Below are 18,804 nucleotides of genomic sequence, written 5' to 3'. Positions count from 1 at the left end.
AACAGAGCGTTAGATTCCTCTATTTTCGCTGATTTCTCTCATGGTCAAGCGGTTATGAAAAACTGTCCGAAGTATTGCTTCCGGAATCGCCTTCCCTTTATTTATGTCATTGGTGATGACAAGCGGGTTGAACGACGCATTGTGGCAACCGGTCTTCAGGGCTTGAGCAGTATTGAAATCTCATCAGGGCTTAATGCCAATGAACGTGTCGTTGTTCGAGGGCAGCACCTGCTTGATCAAAACAGTCTGGTGCGCGTTGTTGATGGTGGGGTGAACGAATGAGTTGGTTAACACCTGAAGGGCCTGCCAGGCGCCTGTTTCTGGAAACCTTACTAGCAAAACTGCTACTGGTGATGTTTGTCGTCATCGGCCTGACGGCCTGGCAAACCCTGGTACGTGAAAACTATCCAGACTTGGAAATCCCCATGGCACTGGTAATGACCCAGTGGGAGGGTGCTTCACCGGAACAGGTTGAGAAAGAAATAACCAAATACCTTGAGGAAGAAATTCGCGGACTGAAAGGGTTAAAGCGATTCGACAGCGGCTCCTACAACTCTTACTCCATGGTGTCGGTAGAGTTTGATGCGGACATGCCGGTTTCCGATGCCATGCAGCGCCTGAGAGCTGCGATTGATAAAGCTGAAAGCGAGTTTCCAGCTGGAAGCGGTGTCGAGAAGCCGGAAATTGAAGAGATGTCCATGTCCAATACTCCGGTTGTAACCTGGGTTCTCCACGGTGATACCAGCGATATTCAGCTAACGGATACTGCCGAGCGGCTCAGTGACGCTTTGGAACGTATCAGTGATGTGAAAAAGGTTGATATCAGTGGACAACGCGAAAAAAGCCTTCATGTTCGCCTCTACCCTGAGAAGCTGCGAATGCTGAAACTTTCACCTGTTACGGTGAAAAACCTTCTACTTTCCGCCAACCGTGATATGGGCTGGGGTGAGTTTGAAGGTGACAGTAATACCTTCTCTCTTTATCTGGAAGGACGCTTCGACCAGGTTGAACGTATCCGCCAGTTACCCGTCATGCGTCTGAATGACCGCACTATTCGCCTGGGGGATATCGCCACAGTTGATTTGCGTCCGGATCGCGTGGAAATGCAGACAGGCTTCAGCCTTGAAGGCGCTCCCGCTACTCCCGGTGTAATCCTCGATATTAAGAAGCGCCCAGGTGCGGATACCTTGGGAGTTATTGCAGAAAGCGCAAGAGTTATTGAAGAACTGACTTCCAAGAATAACTGGCCCGCTTCTTTATCCGTCACCCGAGTCAGCGATGATGCTGAACTGATTGAAACAGCCTTTAATGATATTTCCGGCTCAATGATGCAGGCGGTGTTTATTGTTTTTGCCATTCTGCTCTTGTTGCTGACCTGGCGAGAAGCCCTTATCGCTGGCCTTGCTATTCCTGTGACCCTGCTGGCCGTACTCGGCCTGATGATTCCCATGGGCTATTCCTTTAACAGCATGGTGATGATCGGCATGGTACTGGCGTTGGGATTGCTGGTTGATGTATTTATTCTGGTCATGGAAGGCATGCATGAAGGCCTCTATGTGCGGAAAGAGAGTTTCCCTGAAGCGGCCCTGAAAACTGTTCGTACTTTTGCCATGCCAGCCATTGCCGGCCAGCTCACCACAATCCTGGCTCTGGTGCCCATGATGATGGTGGGAGGTATAGACGGGAAATTTATCCGTATCCTACCTATTACCATCACCCTTGCCCTGATTATCAGCCTGATTGTGGCTTTTCTGATCTGTATTCCGCTATCACGCATTTTGCTGGAAAATAGCCAGCCCCCGAATGAGCTGACGGTTGATCGTTATGCACGCCTATGGGGAAATAAACTGGAAACCTTCTTGTTGCACGGCCCCCTGTCACGGAAAAGAAAAACCGTTCTCTGGACAGTCAGCGCTTTCAGCTTGTTTGTGATCAGTATCATGGCCTCCAGTTTGTTACCATCCATGATGTACCCGGAAGCTGATGACCGGAAAATCGGCATTTCCATCGAACTGGCTCCTGACGCCACGCTCGAGCAGACCCGACAGGTAACCGACAAATCTGCAGAGTGGTTGCGTCAACAACCGTGGATAGAGAAGTTTGTTATCTATACAGGCGCTCGAAGCCCGGTAACAACCGGTAATCTGAAAGATGCACTGCTTCCCAATGAAAACGCTCACCTGGCCGGTTTTACCGTAATTCTTCGCCCGAAAGAAATGCGTGAACACCTGTCGTTCGACTATCTGCCAATTATGCGAGATGGCTTAGTAAAGGTTCTCAGCAAAGAGCCTGGCCTGCGTATTCAGATGACCCATATTGGTGGTAATCCGGACACTTCAGCTCCTGTAGCCATTTCGCTGACTGGCCCGGATTATCAGGTTTTGACCCAGCTATCTCAACAGGTACAGACAAGGCTCAGGCAACAACCAGGGGCCGTTGATATTCGCGATAACCTGGGTTCTCCTCTCCCCGAAGTGCGCTTTACCTTTGATCGGGAAATGCTGAATTTTTTTGGCCTCGATGAAAGCAACGCTGCAGAACAGATTCGCATCGGTATGAGCGATGATGAACAGGGGAGATTCAAAGTTGAAGGTACCAGTGATGACCCCAAACTGCGTCTTGGCTATATCTGGCCCAGTCAGGACGGCGGTATTGGCAACCCCCGCCATGTTGCTGAAGTGCAGCTGATGAAAGTAATAACTCCTCAGGGAGAGTCCGTTCCCCTGGAAACCATCAGCAGCTATACCGTCGACAGTGTTCCCCGAATCTACATTCATAAAAACGGTTACCGTGCAGTAACAGTTCAGGCCCGTGCCGAAGGAGAAACGGCTTCAGACATTATGCTTTCCATGAAAACGGATCTGGATAAAATGAAAGCCACATGGCCCGCCGGCTATAACTACCAGCTGGGAGGAGAGCTGACCAAAGCTGATGACAGCTATTCCGATATGGGTATGGCCTTTATCGCGGCTGTTCTGCTGATCCTGATTCTACTGGCACTGCTCTATAATTCCATCCGCCAACCGATTATCATCCTGCTGATTATCCCTTTGGGTTTGACCGGTACATTCAGTGGCTTTTTCCTCGCTAATATTCCCTTGTCATTCTCAGGACTTATAGGTGTTGTGGCCTTGGTAGGTATTGCTGTAAACAACGCGATTGTGTTGATCGATACCGCAAACCGCCATTTCCGCAATGGTATGAATACAATGTCTGCAGCGGCCCGCGCTTCAGCTGAGCGACTGCGCCCAATAGTCAGTACCACCCTGACTACCGTACTAGGCCTGATGCCTCTGGCATTCAGTGACCCACAGTGGTACCCACTGTGTATGGCGATCGTGTTTGGTCTAATAGCTTCAACGGTGATTGCCTTGGTGATTATTCCCTGCCTCTATGTTTTGTTTGTGAAAGATCACGAGGAAAATGAAGAGAGCTATGCTCCGACTATGGAGTTGAACTGATGGCACGCAGAACCAAAGAGGATGCGGAAAAAACCCGTCTGCATCTTCTGGAATCAGCACTGAAACTATTCAGTGAAAAAGGCCCAGCCAAGGTGACTCTGGCAGAAATTGCCAGAGAGGCAGGTGCGACTCGGGGAGCCATCTACTGGCATTTCAAAGATAAAAATGAACTGCTGACTTGCTTGTGGGACGAAGCTATTGCGCCTCTGGAAAAGTCTTTTGATGACCTTGTAGAGCTTGGTTCTGTACAGCCTCTCGAAAGCCTCGAAAGCCTGATCTCCGAGTTTCTTCTGCAACTGGCCACAGATACCCATACCAGACAGGTATTTCGCGTGCTCGAACAGTCATTCAATATGCAGGAGTTGAATGAGGAGCATGGCCTTGTACAACTGCGCTGCCAGTGGTCCGAAAGCCTGACCAAATTTTTCCAGCCAGTTGAAAAGATGGGATTTCTGCGCGATGGTTTAACCGCAGAAATCGCTGCTTTCCTCATAATGAGTTCTGTTGAGGGGCTTATCAGTTACCATCTGGCCGATGAGCGCTGTATACAACTTGAGAGCAACACCCGGCTTCTTGCACAAATCTATATGCAGATGGTTCGCAAGTAATAGAGAGCCGGTTAAAAACCGGCTCCAACCCCCTGAAAAAGAACAAATATCTGTATTTGTGGTCAGTGCTCGCATATTCTCTCCTCTTTTTAAGGAAGCATCCGGTACTGGAGAGCTCTGCAAAGCAATTCCGAAACAGATCAAAAACTGGCAAACAAATCATTGAAGGTTTGAACGACATTGAGGTCTCCAGCCGCACACAGAGTCAGCCTGCTCAGGAAAGGCAGAATACGCACACCACCAGAGTGTATTTTGCCTTTCCTTCAACAGGTTACTGACGCCCTGTAGATCAGCTGAAAATACTCTTTGAGAACATATTTACCCTGCTTGAGTTTTCACCCACAACGGTCACTGAAACAAACTAACATTCCTGTCAGAAATATGAACCAAAACTGCATAAATATCATAAAGCGGTTATGATACACCTTTTGCTGCTTGTGGCGGCTCCCTCCAAACATTTCGGACTGCAATCTAATGGCTGTTATCCTTCACACCAACTATGGCGACATCACTCTGGAACTGGACGCAGAGAAAGCACCCAAGACTGTTGCTAACTTTCTGGAATACGTTAAGTCCGGACACTACTCGAATACCATTTTCCATCGCGTTATCAATGGTTTCATGATTCAGGGCGGCGGCATGGCTCCTGGCATGGAAGAAAAAACCACTGGTCAATCCATCAAGAATGAAGCTGACAATGGTTTGAAAAACGCCACTGGCACCATCGCCATGGCCCGCACTATGGATCCACACTCTGCTTCTGCCCAGTTCTTTATTAATGTGGCAGATAACGACTTCCTGAACCATAGCTCCAAAACTGAACAGGGCTGGGGCTACGCAGTATTCGGTAAAGTAACCGATGGCATGGACGTGGTTAACAAGATCAAGAATGTGAAAACCGGTAGCTACGGCTTCCATCAGGACGTTCCTACTGATGAAGTACTGGTTGAATCTGCCGAAATCGTGGAGTAACCCTGTCTTGCGGTCGCTGTTTATCTCCGACCTGCACCTGACACCAGGACGCCCGGACATTACCCGGGCGTTTCTGCGTTTTCTGGAGCAGGATGCCCCTTCCGCTCAGTCCCTGTACATCTTGGGTGACTTCTTCGAATACTGGATTGGCGATGATGTGATGGATGAATTTCACCACCAGATTGCCACAGCACTGAAAGCCCTGACCGAAAAAGGCGTCAGTATTTTCGTCATGCATGGCAACCGCGACTTTCTTATCGGGAAAAGCTTTTGTCGCATAGCTGGCTGCACTTGGCTCAAAGACCCAACGGTTATCACCCTTGGCGACAAGCCTGTTCTGCTGATGCATGGTGATAGCCTCTGCACCAGCGATGCTGGTTATATCCGTTTTCGGAAAATCATTCAGAACCCAATAACCAAGTTTATTCTTCTGGCCCTTCCCAGCAGTTACCGGCGAAACATTGCCCGTAAACTCAGGGAGAACAGCATGGCCAATGCCGGTAAGAAACCACCAGCAATCCTTGATGTAACTAAGGGTGCAGTCATCAGTGAAATGGCGAAGCACAAGGTAAAAACCCTGATCCATGGCCATACCCACCGTGCAGCAGTTCACCCTCTGGACAACAATGCACAACGTATTGTGCTGGGTGACTGGGACAGACTCGGCTGGTCCCTGTGCCACGACGAAAATGGTTTTGACCTTTCAAGCTTCCCGATAAGCTAGGGGGCGCTCTCAATTAAACGTTTGGCCTGACATTCGTGTCATCACAGCTACTCTTCCCGGCGAACTCCTATGCTTGGATAAGTACCTATGACCTGGACAGGCCGACTGCTGATGACCCTGCTTTCTTTACCAACCACTTGTTTTTCTGACAGAGACCCCGTCGATAACCATTCCAGCAACCCACTCACCAGTCAGCAACTCAAAAGCGGAGAAGCTCTGTTATTGTCTCTCCCCTGCCCCAGCGATAAATGCACAGTCGCTTTTGATGGAAACGATATTGCTGTTCACCCACACCCTAAAAACCCAGGCCAGAGTCTGGTAGTAATCGCCACACCGTTGGACACAACAGTTAGTGCCAAAAGAAAGCTTGTTACCATGACCATGCCCGATGGCGGCAACCTTCCCTCTATTGAGTTGGAAACGATTGAACCGGATTATCCAGTGGAACCCCTTTCGGTAAACCCAGATCTTGTCACTCCACCAGAACATGCCCTTGAGCGAATAAATAAAGAGCGAACAGAAATCGCTAATGCCCTAAAAGCGAAGAACCCGCATCAACCTCTTACCAGTGGCTTTATTGAACCGGTGCCTCTGAGAAAAGTAACCAGCCCCTTTGGTATACGCAGGCTTTATAACGAACAGCTGAAGGGTCGGCATACCGGGGTCGATCTTCGAGCCGCGGAAGGAACGCCAGTACAAGCGCCCCACGACGGCAAAGTGAAAATGGCACAATCCAACTGGTACACCGGCGGCCATATTGTGCTGGAGCATGGCTGGGGGGTCTCCAGCAGTTATTTCCACCTCTCTGATATTCAGGTGAATGTTGGAGACACCGTCAGTCAGGGGCAGAAAATCGCTTTAACTGGTGCCTCAGGGCGAGTAACAGGTCCTCACCTGCATTGGGGAATTCATGTGAATGGTACGCCGGTCAACCCTCTCCAGTTTATGGCTGACTCGACTCTTCTTTTCTCTCCTTAGCTCCTCCCTTGACAACTCAGTTCATTTATCTAACAGAAACCATAAGCAAAATGCCCCCCAATGCCATCTAACCTGTAGACCCATACAGATGAAAGGCAAAGGGGGATCCTATGCAGCGATTGACCATTTTCTTCGACCGACTGATGCAGCGCTACTTGCCTGATCCTTTTGTGCTCAGCCTGTTGCTGACAATGCTTGCTTTCCTGCTGGGATTTACCTTGACCGACAGCTCTGTATTACAGATTGTTCAGTACTGGGGAGACTCGTTCTGGAAACTGATACCGTTCACCATGCAAATGGTGTTGATACTGGTGACTGGCTATATCCTTGCCCTCTCACCACCGGTTCACAGACTTCTTCAACGGACAGCAAACCTGGTAAATACACCGGGCCAGGGGATTGTGCTTGTCACCCTGTTTTCTATTGCTGCCTGCTGGATTAACTGGGGCTTTGGTTTAGTAACAGGTTCCCTATTTGCCCGCCATATGGCCAGACAGCAGCCAGATATTGATTACCGGTTGGTTATCGCCAGCGCCTACAGTGGTTTTCTGGTTTGGCATGGCGGCCTGTCCGGTTCTATTCCACTAAGTATCGCTACAGACAATCATTTTCTGTCATCCATGATGGGCGTCATTCCAGTTTCAAAGACCTTAATGGCCCCTTATAACCTGATCATTCTTTTAGCACTGCTTGTTGTTTTGCCACTGATTAACTGGCTGATGATGCCACCAGTACAAGATCGGGTAACGATTGAATCCAGCAAGCTAGATAATGGCCATGCCGATTGGATTCATTCCGTACCCGACGATAAACCACTTACTCCAGCTCAAAATCTCGAGCACAGCCGCCTGCTCCCGATTCTACCGGTGGCAATGGGATTAACCTACGCGGTCATCTATTTTCAACAACCCGGCAGTGGACTAACACTCGATATAGTGAATTTTCTGTTTCTGATTCTGGGAATTCTCTGCCATGGCGATGCTAAACGCTTTCTTCATGCCGTCACAGAAAGTGTGAAAGGTGCTGGCGGTATCATTATTCAGTTCCCTTTCTATGCAGGCATTATGGGGATTGTAATGTCGTCAGGTCTTGGTGACTTAATCAGTCGTCAGTTCATTGCTTTGTCTACAGCTGAAACCCTGCCTCTCTATACATTCCTTAGCGCTGGCCTGGTCAATCTATTTGTGCCCTCAGGCGGTGGCCAATGGGCTGTCCAGGCTCCGGTATTGATTCCTGCCGCTCTTGAGCTGAATGTAGATACTGCAAAAATTGCCATGGCCATAGCCTGGGGTGATGCCTGGACTAATATGATTCAGCCATTCTGGGCACTTCCCGCATTGGCGGTAGCCGGGCTTAAAGCACGAGACATTATGGGCTTCTGCCTTGTACACCTACTGGTTAGCGGTGTCATTATTGGAACTGTCTTTTACCTGGGGAGCGTTCTCAACTAAGCATCGCACTGAGGCGCATGCTTAAGTGAGAAAGCCCCCTCGTCTAAAAAGCTGTGAACCCCTGAGGGTTTTCCTGTGAGCGATTATCTGGAACTGGCTATAGAACAAGCTGAAAAGTCTCTTCGTGAAGGAGGCATTCCAATAGGCTCAGTGTTGGTATGTAATGGGAAAATGCTCGGGAAAGGACATAATCAGAGGATACAGAAAGGCAACCCCATTCTTCACGGTGAAATGGATGCTCTCCAAAATGCCGGGAGACTCTCCGCGGACATTTATAAAAAGAGTACCCTTTACACCACCCTCTCCCCCTGCGATATGTGCTCAGGAGCGATTCTACTACTCGGCATACCTCATGTAGTGATTGGAGAAAACCAGACCTTTACCGGTGCCGAGGAATTACTGAAATCCCGAGGTGTAAACGTTGAGGTACGGCAAAATAACCGGTGCATTGAAGTTATGCAGTTATTTATCCGCAAACACCCCGAGATCTGGCATGAAGATATAGCCTTGGTCGTCTAATCAGTGGACAACACCAGAATGAAAACGAAGCTCTTCATCTTTTCCTTCTACGGCTTGCCGGTCCGCTTGCGCAAAAACAGCGATACGATCGGCAAGATCATAACCAGCAGCCTCCATTGCCAGTGTCAGGTAATCCTGAAAGTGGCGTGCTTCTGATTTCAGCAGTGAGAGATAGAACTTCTTAAGTTCTTCATCAAGCAATGGCGCCAGAGCTTCAAACCGCTCACAACTGCGTGCTTCAATAAAAGCGCCCACCACAAGAGTATCAATCATCCGCTCAGGTTCATGGGTACGAACCTGCGCACGCATTTTCCCGGCATAACCGGAAGCGCTCAGAGGCCGGTAAGGAATGTTCCTTTTTTGTAGTAGCGCAAGCACCTGCTCAAAGTGGCGAAGTTCTTCTCTGGCAAGACGGGACATTCTGTTCTGAAGGTCGGTATTTTCGGTGTAACGAAACATCAGATTGATAGCGGTGGCCGCAGCTTTTTTCTCACAGTTAGCATGATCAATAAGCAACGTCTCTTGTTGTGAAACCGCTTGCTCCAACCAATTTTCCGGTGTTGGACATAACAGAAATTCATCCCGTTCAGGTAACAACCACCGACGCTGACCAGTCATAATCTACTCCCCCTATTGGTCATTATTTTTCGCCGCATTATATCAGCCTAAATCACACGACAGTCATTATTTACCTGCTTTCAGGTCGGTTTATTTTTCAATCAGAAAACACACGTTCGTGCAAAATATACAGAGACAAATTGATCTGGATCAATAGCTGCAACCCCAGCCCCAGCTACCATAAATTTAAAACAAATCACTGAGAAGCTGCTAAGGTCTGATGTCGAAGCTTCGGCTGGCTCTCGCTTAAGAACAAATGGACATAATCAGGAGATCACCATGCGTACTCTCACTAAAATGCTGGTGGTTGTAGATACCCGCAAATCTTCGAGCATAGCCCTCAATCGGGCTGTCATGATTGCCAAGGCAACCGACACTCCCATCGTGGTTCTGGCCCCTAATCCCAGAGCGAACGCGGAGTCGCAGGCTCACCTGGACGCAATGGTTCAACCTTTTATCGAGGAAGGTGTAGCCATTAGCGGTAGTGAACAATGGCACAACAATGCTGTTGAAACCATTATCCATGTTCGCCAGCTTGAGCGCTGCAGTCTGGTAGTAAAAGCCACGAAGCAGGACAAAAGTATTACCAGTATTGTTTCCACTCCAGAAGATTGGAGCCTACTGAGGCAATGTCGTGTCCCTGTGTTGCTGGTTAAGAACAGTGACAGCTGGAAGGGCAAAAATATTCTTGCCGCAATTGATGCCTGCCCTGGCGACAGCAGTCACGAAATTCTTAATAACGTTATTATGGAATACGCAGGCGCAATCTCTGGTGTCGCTGAAACAGAGCTTCATATGGGCAGTGCTCATCCAGGCCTGATGCTGAGTGGTGAAGATACCGAGCAGGAAGCCCACGATCGTTACGAGAGTAACTGCATACCTCTGGCCACAAAATATGGCATTAGTGATGAAAATATCCATGTAGAAGAAGGCCCTGCGGAAGTCTTTATCCCAGAGCTTTCCAAACGCCTCAATACTTCATTGATCGTGATGGGTACTGTTGCCAACACCAGTCTCAAAGGCGCATTACTGGGCAACACTGCTGAACAGATTCTGCACCATGTTGAATGTGATGTATTAACTCTCAAACCCAGAGACATTATGGATCCTCTTGAGAACGTGCTGAGTTAACCTTATTCCTTATGCCCGGAAACTTTCTGTTTCCGGGCGGTATTTCCTGAATATTCACCTTCTTGCAGGAACTTTCACCATCCCTCTTCTAAACTCGTCCCTCCGGTACTCTTGCCGCCAAAGGATGAGGCTCCCTTTCAATGCCCCCAAAATGGCTTCCGTGTCGTTTAAAATTTTATATTTTGCTCTTTATAAGTTGTTGCTCGTCTGCAGACGACAACTTTCAGGGTATGGCCGACTGGGCTGATGATGTAAAGAATCATCTGGAGAGAAAACAAGAAAACGACAAAGGCCTGCTGGCCATACCCCCCTGGATTCCCGGATACCTTTTCCGCAACATGGATATCCCGGAACCCCCCATCCAAAGAGGCATTCTCGACAAGCTGGAACATGAAGGGAAAACCGCTCTTAAAGTCGCGGTAGCATCGGGGATGACTTTAGTAGCACGACCATTTTTGAAATACATTCTGGAAGGCAATGAGTATCCTGAAAGTCGTTTCTGGAGGCCAAGCCTGTCAGCAACTATGTGGCATTTATTCTCGGCAGGCACATTAACTCAGATTTTAAGTTCAGAAACGCTTTTGACAGGTCTGTATCGCGCATCCGTGCTGACAAACTTTTCTCCCTGGCTGCGCAGCGCCCTGACAAGACAGGGCATATCAGCACCTATCGCAACATTGATGGCGCAACTTCCTGCGCACCTGCCGGTTATGAGTAAGCTCGCGGCTAATATGTTGCTACTGAACTCCCCGGTAAAACTGGAACAACAACAGATACTGTTCGAAAACAGTGAATTAAACACGCTGGCCAAGGTTTTCCTGCAAAGCCCCCTACTTGACGGTAATTTCGAACCTGTTATCGATATTATTCCAACACTGGAAGCTGGCGTTCAAGCAACTTCATCCAGGCAACCGGACAACTTGGCATGGCAACACTTTTTCAGCAAGTGCAGTGATCTGGGCATTACTTATTTACGTCTCTACCCCGTGGTCGAAGGCGGAGGTAACCGTCTATATATGCGAGCATGGCGGAACAATGAGCCAGGGCAACGGATTCTGATTGCCCAGTTTATGGCACCCAGCCCGGTTTTCTGGTGGACCGACCAGGTAATGTACAACGATCCACTTGTCCATTTCACCATCAACCCACTGTCACGACAGGTTATCCGCAGCCTACCTGACTATTTGGCCTCCAGTACTCAAGGAACAGAACTGCCACGCAACAGTCCCGAAACTTTACAACCTGCAAAGATCACAACAACACATCACGGAAAGTTCACCACAATCATGAATGACAAGCACGGTATGATTTTTCTAGACTGGAACACGCAATCAGAAAACAGCAACCTTCCATTGATCACGCTGTTAACTGAGGATATTGATCAACCGGTAACCGAGCATCAGCTTTCCGCCATTAATCATACGCAGGCACAGAAGTTAACCCCTTATGAACAAATTACAGCTCGGGCGGCACACGATACGTTTTGGTTTTTTGTCGCCTTACAGGCCGACAGAATTACAAGATATGGAGGGAATAAGATCTACAACATTTTTTCAGAATTAACGTACCGGCAATGACGTTATTCACGGAAAATATACCCACCATTTCGGCATTTACTTAACTTGTGGTAGTGGCTTCGGTTATACTCTCGGCGCCGAAAACAAGACAAATTCAGTAACGAGGCACTGCCACGGACTGGATTGCCAGACAGGTGCCACTCTTGACACAAACAAGAGTGCAACAGGCGGGGTTCACAAAAACCCTAAAAGTGACCTGTCTTATTTACCCTGGGCCAGCTCGGCCCACCTCTCTACAGTGAGAGTCTATGGATGACATAGCTCACTCGGACAGAGTCAGGCAGTCCCGTCCCGCAGGTCACTTGATGAGGGTAAAATAATGCTAGAAGCGTATCGCAAACACGTCGAAGAACGTGCGGCGGAAGGTGTACCGCCGAAACCTCTTAATGCCGAGCAGGTGACCAGCCTGGTCGAGCTTCTGAAAAACCCTCCTGCCGGCGAAGAAGATTTCCTGTTAAACCTTCTGGAAAACCGTATTCCTCCCGGTGTTGACGAAGCCGCTTATGTAAAAGCCGGTTTCCTGTCTGCCATTGTTGCTGGTGAAGTCTCTTCACCACTGGTAAGCAAAGAAGAAGCCGTTGCCCTGCTGGGTAATATGCACGGTGGTTACAACATCACCACTCTGGTTGAGCTGCTGGACGACAAGAACCTGAGCGAATTGGCTGCAGCCGAACTGAAAGACACCCTGCTGATGTTCGATGCCTTCCATGATGTGGAAGAAAAAGCCAGGGCTGGCAACGCTAACGCTCAGGCTGTGTTGAAATCCTGGGCCGATGCAGAGTGGTTTACCAAGCGTGACAAGGTGGCCGACAGCATCAAGATGACCGTGTTCAAGGTAACGGGTGAAACCAATACCGATGACCTGTCGCCTGCTCCGGATGCCTGGTCTCGCCCGGACATTCCTTTACACGCCCGCGCAGCCTACAAGATGACCCGCGATGGTCTGACTCCGGAAGAGCACGGTATCACCGGCCCTATGGCACAGATCGACGAGATCAAAGCCAAAGGTCTGCCTGTTGCTTTTGTTGGTGATGTGGTTGGTACCGGCTCTTCCCGTAAGTCTGCCACCAACTCAGTCCTGTGGTTCTTCGGCGATGATATGCCCGGCGTACCCAACAAGCGCGGCGGCGGTGTCTGCATCGGTGGCAAGGTCGCTCCTATCTTCTTTAATACCATGGAAGATGCTGGAGCCCTGGTATTTGAAGCCCCTGTCGACAAAATGAACATGGGTGACGTAATCGACATCCGTCCTTACGAAGGCAAAGTACTGAACGAAGCTGGTGAAACCATCTCCGAATTCAGCTACAAATCCGACGTTATTCTGGACGAAGTACAGGCTGGTGGTCGTATCAATCTGATCATTGGTCGTGGTCTGACTGAAAAGGCTCGTGAATCACTGGGTCTGGGTGCGACTGACGTATTCCGTCGCCCGGTTGCACCTAACGATTCCGGCAAAGGTTACACCCTGGCTCAGAAGATGGTTGGTAAAGCTTGCGGCGTTGAAGGCGTGCGTGCCGGTCAATACTGCGAGCCCAAAATGACCACTGTGGGTTCTCAGGACACTACCGGCCCAATGACCCGTGATGAATTGAAAGATCTGGCTTGCCTGGGCTTCTCTTCTGATCTGGTTATGCAGTCTTTCTGTCACACAGCTGCTTATCCAAAGCCTGTTGACGTAGAAATGCAGCACACCCTTCCAGACTTCATCATGAACCGTGGCGGTGTGGCTCTGCGTCCTGGCGATGGCATCATCCATAGCTGGCTGAACCGCATGCTACTGCCAGATACTGTGGGTACTGGTGGCGACTCTCACACTCGCTTCCCTCTGGGTATTTCCTTCCCTGCAGGCTCTGGCCTGGTAGCCTTTGCGGCAGCGACCGGCGTTATGCCACTGGATATGCCTGAATCGATTCTGGTTCGCTTCAAAGGTGAAATGCAGCCCGGTATCACCCTGCGTGATCTGGTTCACGCCATTCCTCTGTACGGTATCAAGCAAGGCTTGCTGACCGTTGAAAAAGCCGGCAAGAAGAATGCGTTCTCTGGCCGCGTTCTGGAAATCGAAGGTCTGGAATCCCTGACTGCCGAGCAGGCATTTGAACTGTCTGATGCGTCCGCCGAGCGTTCTGCGGCAGGTTGTACCATTACACTGTCTGATGAATCTGTAGCTGAATACCTGACCTCCAACGTGACCATGTTGCGCTGGATGATCAGCGAAGGTTATGGCGACCCACGGACTCTGGAGCGTCGTGCCCAGAAGATGGAAGAGTGGCTGGCCAACCCTCAGCAGCTGCGTGCTGACCCGGATGCAGAATACGCTGAAATCATCGAGATCGATCTGGCCGATATCAAAGAGCCTATTCTTTGCGCGCCGAACGACCCAGACGATGCCCGCACTCTGTCTGATGTTGCCGGTGACAAGGTTGACGAAGTATTCCTCGGTTCCTGCATGACCAATATCGGCCATTTCCGTGCCGCTGGTAAGTTGCTTGAGCAGAACAAGGAACCTCTGAAGACCCGCTTCTGGATGAGTCCTCCCACCAAGATGGACAAAGACCAGCTGATGGAAGAGGGTTACTACAACATTTACGGTAAGGCTGGCGTACGCACTGAAATTCCTGGCTGTTCTCTGTGCATGGGTAACCAGGCACGGGTAAATGCCGGTGCAACAGTACTGTCCACCTCCACCCGTAACTTCCCTAACCGTCTGGGCGACGGCGCCAATGTTTACCTCTGCTCTGCAGAACTGGCCGCCGTTGGTGCGATTCTGGGCAAGATTCCTACCGCTGCTGAGTATATGGAATACGCACAGAACCTCGATAGCATGTCTGCCGATGTTTACCGCTACCTGAACTTTGACAAGGTTGAGAGCTACCAGAAAGCGGCTGATGCAATTATCGCTAAAGCCAGCTAATAGCTAATCCTGTCTAAAACCCTGAAAGCCAACGCTGTGAATACAGCGTTGGCTTTTTTATTACCGCTAGAAATAAAAAATACATAAAGCGTTACCCAGCCCAATGAACTTTATAAAAATCAAACCATCAAACAGGAAACCAGCTATAAATCATATTCTTTAAAAAGAACTCTTTAAAAAGAACAAGGGCGTAAATAAGATGAAGGCACTCTGGAAACCAGTCACGGCATTTCTCACCGTACTTTTTAGCATCAGCACACTTTCAGTTAAAGCAGGTCACCTGAGTTATTTTGAAGGCGACGTTGTCATCGTCAACAATACTCCCTTCACGTTACAGTACAAAAAGTTCATACCGGTCATTCATAAAAAAGATCAGGTCGAAATGGGAGAATTCTCCACTAATCCTGATTTTGACAATCAAAATCACCTCGTCCCTGCGAATGAAACAATTACCATTGGCCGTGGGGCATCACTCAAGAAAAAGTCAGAAGGTCGCTTGCGTTTTAATTTTGTCAGCACCGACAGAGATTTTGATCTTCACTATCGTTTTGGGAAAAATGAAGACGATAACACTTGGGTAAGTATCAAAGGTGTTGATTCTGACGACAATTATCCTTTCGCCGAAATTCAGGTAACAAGAAACTGTATAGAAGGTACATTCCGTAATATTCGCCGATACAAGTGCACCGCTACCCTAACAATGGTGGAAGAACAAACCGCCTGTTTTTATGACAAATCATGCACCCCAGAACCAACAGAAAGTATTGAAACATCCACTTCAAAATGGGATGGCATCTGGTATCAGCAACAGGAAGATGACTGGGATAAAGCAGCGGAGCGTTACAGGCTTGCCCGAAAAAAAGATGGTTGGCTGCTTTAAACTCAACAACCAACCGAGCATTAACGAATAAGCAAACCTCTCTTATTCGTTAAGCTGGATTCAAGCAATAAGATTTTAACGGTTTTGTAATCCTTGACTGAAGAAGTCAGAAATAAGCCTTGTAGATTTTTCCTGGTCAGCTTGATAGCTCCTGGTATGGCGCCCCTCAGGAATCTCCCAGTAAAACTTGGGCTCGGCAGCAGTGTCGTACAATGTACGCCCATGATTCACTGTAACAATTATATCTGCCGTTCCATGAACTATCATAACCGGCCTGGGAGATATACTGGCTATAACATTGAGCGGGGTTCTTGTTTCAGTGTCCAAACCGCCCCTCTTTTCATAAAACCAGCGCACCAGTCGTGAGAACTGCTCTACTGCTGGCAAGCCATAATCTCTCCGGCCCCGCTCCTGAATAATGGTATCCAGATCCTGAAAGCCTGAGTCAAACCAGCCGGCATCAATATCCGGGTTTTCGGACATCGCTAGAATGGATGTGGAGGCTCCCATGGAATACCCCACTACACCAATTTTGTCGATGCCTTTTTCTTTCATAAAAGCTACCGCAGAATGTACATCTTTGGCTTCATGGAAACCCATTGAGTTAAAGCTGCGTTCACTTTCACCAGAATTACGAAGGTCAATCAACACCATTGGATAACCCTGCTCACTGAGAGCAATTGCATCTCTGAGTCCTGCATGGCGGGTGGCACCCCGACCATGAACAAGAACAACACCTGCGTTGTCCAAACGGCCTGGAATAAACCAACCACTCAGCCTAACGCCATCTTCAGCCTCAAGCGCAATCTCTTCATATTCAAGCCCTATCTGAGCAGGAGATTCACAAAAGATATAGTGTTCCGCATTACAGGGATAATCATCAGGATACAGTAATTGTCCTGAAAAATGCCAAGCTCCAATTAACACAGATAATACAAGTAGGACGGATACAGTGATTACAGCGCGGATTATTATTTTCAACATGACAACCGGTCGTTAATGACTGACTTAAATAAACGACAAGTGTTACGTTAGCTATAAGGAAAGGCAAGCGCAAAAAGAAGTGCTGAGAGCCTTATACGAGACCCTCAACAACTTAGACAAGTAAATTAACGACGGCAGGCGGCTTCCTGTGTTTTTTCAACCACATCAAAGAAGTGGCCACTGTAGTCACCATGAATGGCCTGAATTCCCTGTTCGCCGGCATTTTCACCAATAATCCAGGTTTCATTTTTTGGAATACCGGAGTCAGCGTAAGAAGTAATATCCGTACTGGCATTGCCGTAGGCTCGAATAATTTTCAGACCTTTTTCCTGCTGAAGATAGGTCAGATATTCGCGCTTATAAGTTTCCGTTTCATAACTCAACGGGCTACCACCGTCATTGTTGGTTCTCAAGTGCCACTGAGGGAGGTCAACAACTTTGGTGAACCACTCTCTGGTGTCTCGGGCGTTCCAATAAGGACGCCCAGTAACGTAAATCACCCGGTAGCCCTTATCGATATAGGCCTGAACGGTTTCTTTGGCATAGCCCCACGTTTGGGCTGTTGATGTGCCAATGTAGTCGCCTACTTGTTCGAAATCATTCAGAGTCAGTGTGCCATCAATATCAAAAAGTACTGTTTCCTGACCTTTCGGCACGACAGAAACAAAACCATCAGCCTGGGACAAATCGCCCTCAACAACCATTCTGACGATATATTCACCAGCAGGCTTTTTACCAAGTAACACACTGATTTTTCCATCGTCATTGGTTTTGAACTTACCCAGATAGTCCCAACCGCTCATACCTGTACCGTACACGTATGCATGAACATATTCCTGCTCAAGATCTTTGTGCCACGTACGGCTGTAATCGAATTTTCCAACAATTGTGATGTCGTCTTCAGGGTTTACAACTTCGTCGTGAACCATGTGATAAGGGGAATGTGCACCACTCCAGTAACGGCTTTGCCAACTGCGAAAGCGTTTCCTTTCCGGCCCCTGAAAGTCAGGCAGGTTAAGTGCGCCCTTATAATCCGGACATGTTCCAACGGTTTCAGGAACACTGGGGGATGGGTTTGGATCAGGGTTAGGAGCATCAAGTGCAGAAGCAGAAGCAGAAGCAGAAGCAGCGTTCAAAGCAAGTGCCAGCACTGTAGCTTTGACGCCATGAACCAGATAATTATATTTCATCAGTGGCGTACCAGAATGTCTGTGTAAAGTCATGAAATCGCCGTTTTCTTATCGTTATAGTCGAAAACTTTAGTGCAGGATTGTAGTGCGTCCACAATTATTATCCTGCCCAGAACATTCCCTTTGCGAACAGCCCATATAAATATCATCCCATTATTACAATTTCATTTACTTTGCTTGTTAGTTTTTATGTCATCACTACAATCCTCCCCTCTACCAAGCAACAGACATTATTGCGGTCTGGAACAAGATCCCTGCTTCCTCCCCTATAGAGAAGGGGCAACCTTTCGGCATCCAAAATTGACAATAGCCCTTTCTTGTCTAATTTCAATCGCACCCATCATTCAACAGCTTACCGTTAAGGATCATCAAACCTGTATATGACGTTTGCTACGAATTAATAGGGTAACCACTTAACAAAGTGAACAAGGAAATATAATGAAATCCAATCCTCCAATAGGGCATACCCCGCTCCATTGGCAAAGCAGATTTTATATTTGGCGGATTCATTGATTGGCCATCCGCCGCTGTCAATCATGAGCCAGAATTCAACTTTACCCCCCAGCTGAAATGGAATGCCGGTAAGTTGATGAACACCAAGTCACCGGTGTATCTGGGTGTTGAGTACTCTTACTGGAATAACAAGTACGGTTTAAAGGAAGGAAAAGTACCCTTTGATACCGACCAAAGAAGCCTGGGCCTTATCGCCAAAGTTCATTTCTAATTGAGAACGCCCCCTAGCAGCCTGTCGGACTTAAAACGTCAATCAAGATAGAATCGAACATCCAGTTGCAGTGGCG

Annotated in this window: 15 protein-coding genes and 1 pseudogene; 13 read left to right on the top strand and 3 right to left on the bottom strand. The window is 48.4% G+C overall.

Annotation, left to right across the window (positions count from 1 at the left end):
* The 8 genes and pseudogenes from QMA35_RS17640 to QMA35_RS17605 form a co-directional block, all read left to right on the top strand.
* Positions 1–282, top strand: a pseudogene (locus tag QMA35_RS17640) (hypothetical protein); the annotation flags it as partial.
* On the top strand, positions 279–3,461 hold the full coding sequence (locus QMA35_RS17635; protein ID WP_281648472.1) for an efflux RND transporter permease subunit: 3,183 nt from the start codon (positions 279–281) through the stop codon (positions 3,459–3,461). The pseudogene QMA35_RS17640 and the gene QMA35_RS17635, both read left to right, overlap by 4 nt.
* Positions 3,461–4,069 carry a TetR family transcriptional regulator gene (locus QMA35_RS17630; RefSeq protein ID WP_281648471.1) on the top strand — a complete coding sequence of 203 codons (609 nt, stop codon included), beginning with the start codon at positions 3,461–3,463 and terminating at the stop codon, positions 4,067–4,069. Before QMA35_RS17635 ends, QMA35_RS17630 begins: the two co-directional genes overlap by 1 nt.
* 474 nt (positions 4,070–4,543) lie before the next feature.
* Positions 4,544–5,041, top strand: coding sequence for a peptidylprolyl isomerase (locus QMA35_RS17625; protein WP_281648470.1), 498 nt, complete (start codon positions 4,544–4,546; stop codon positions 5,039–5,041).
* Positions 5,004–5,765 (top strand): UDP-2,3-diacylglucosamine diphosphatase, encoded by a 762-nt coding sequence (locus tag QMA35_RS17620; protein ID WP_281648469.1) that lies wholly within the window; start codon positions 5,004–5,006, stop codon positions 5,763–5,765. The genes QMA35_RS17625 and QMA35_RS17620 overlap by 38 nt, the downstream gene beginning before the upstream one ends.
* Before the next feature lie 87 nt (positions 5,766–5,852).
* A complete protein-coding gene (locus QMA35_RS17615) occupies positions 5,853–6,743 on the top strand; it encodes a M23 family metallopeptidase (RefSeq protein WP_281648468.1) in 891 nt (296 codons plus the stop codon).
* Between the two features lie 110 nt (positions 6,744–6,853).
* Positions 6,854–8,194, top strand: a complete 1,341-nt coding sequence (locus tag QMA35_RS17610; RefSeq protein ID WP_281648467.1) for a short-chain fatty acid transporter — start codon at positions 6,854–6,856, stop codon at positions 8,192–8,194.
* A gap of 75 nt (positions 8,195–8,269) precedes the next feature.
* Positions 8,270–8,713 carry a nucleoside deaminase gene (locus tag QMA35_RS17605; RefSeq protein WP_281648466.1) on the top strand — a complete coding sequence of 148 codons (444 nt, stop codon included), beginning with the start codon at positions 8,270–8,272 and terminating at the stop codon, positions 8,711–8,713.
* Here QMA35_RS17605 and miaE read toward each other — a convergent pair whose 3' ends face one another.
* Positions 8,714–9,331, bottom strand: a complete 618-nt coding sequence (gene miaE / locus QMA35_RS17600; RefSeq protein WP_281648465.1) for a tRNA isopentenyl-2-thiomethyl-A-37 hydroxylase MiaE — start codon at positions 9,329–9,331, stop codon at positions 8,714–8,716.
* Between the two features lie 279 nt (positions 9,332–9,610).
* On the opposite strand from miaE, the gene QMA35_RS17595 reads away from it, so the two are divergent.
* From QMA35_RS17595 to QMA35_RS17580, 4 genes are all read left to right on the top strand, one after another.
* Positions 9,611–10,462 (top strand): universal stress protein, encoded by an 852-nt coding sequence (locus QMA35_RS17595; RefSeq protein ID WP_281648464.1) that lies wholly within the window; start codon positions 9,611–9,613, stop codon positions 10,460–10,462.
* 230 nt (positions 10,463–10,692) lie between these two features.
* Positions 10,693–12,039, top strand: a complete 1,347-nt coding sequence (locus QMA35_RS17590) for a hypothetical protein (protein WP_281648463.1) — start codon at positions 10,693–10,695, stop codon at positions 12,037–12,039.
* A 319-nt stretch (positions 12,040–12,358) separates the two neighbouring features.
* Positions 12,359–14,950 (top strand): bifunctional aconitate hydratase 2/2-methylisocitrate dehydratase, encoded by a 2,592-nt coding sequence (locus QMA35_RS17585; protein WP_281648462.1) that lies wholly within the window; start codon positions 12,359–12,361, stop codon positions 14,948–14,950.
* A 199-nt stretch (positions 14,951–15,149) separates the two neighbouring features.
* Positions 15,150–15,830 (top strand): hypothetical protein, encoded by a 681-nt coding sequence (locus QMA35_RS17580; RefSeq protein WP_281648461.1) that lies wholly within the window; start codon positions 15,150–15,152, stop codon positions 15,828–15,830.
* 75 nt (positions 15,831–15,905) lie between these two features.
* Here QMA35_RS17580 and QMA35_RS17575 read toward each other — a convergent pair whose 3' ends face one another.
* Complete coding sequence (locus tag QMA35_RS17575; RefSeq protein WP_281648460.1) at positions 15,906–16,757, bottom strand: alpha/beta fold hydrolase; 852 nt, start codon at positions 16,755–16,757, stop codon at positions 15,906–15,908.
* 182 nt (positions 16,758–16,939) lie between these two features.
* On the bottom strand, positions 16,940–18,037 hold the full coding sequence (locus QMA35_RS17570) for a haloacid dehalogenase (RefSeq protein ID WP_281648459.1): 1,098 nt from the start codon (positions 18,035–18,037) through the stop codon (positions 16,940–16,942).
* Between the two features lie 556 nt (positions 18,038–18,593).
* On the opposite strand from QMA35_RS17570, the gene QMA35_RS17565 reads away from it, so the two are divergent.
* Complete coding sequence (locus QMA35_RS17565) at positions 18,594–18,728, top strand: hypothetical protein (RefSeq protein ID WP_281648458.1); 135 nt, start codon at positions 18,594–18,596, stop codon at positions 18,726–18,728.
* The last annotated feature ends 76 nt before the right edge of the window (positions 18,729–18,804 follow it).

It is taken from the genome of Parendozoicomonas sp. Alg238-R29 (genome assembly GCF_947331445.1).
In the GTDB taxonomy this organism is placed as follows: Bacteria; Pseudomonadota; Gammaproteobacteria; order Pseudomonadales; family Endozoicomonadaceae; genus Sansalvadorimonas.
This window is presented reverse-complemented; position numbering and strand designations above follow the sequence as displayed.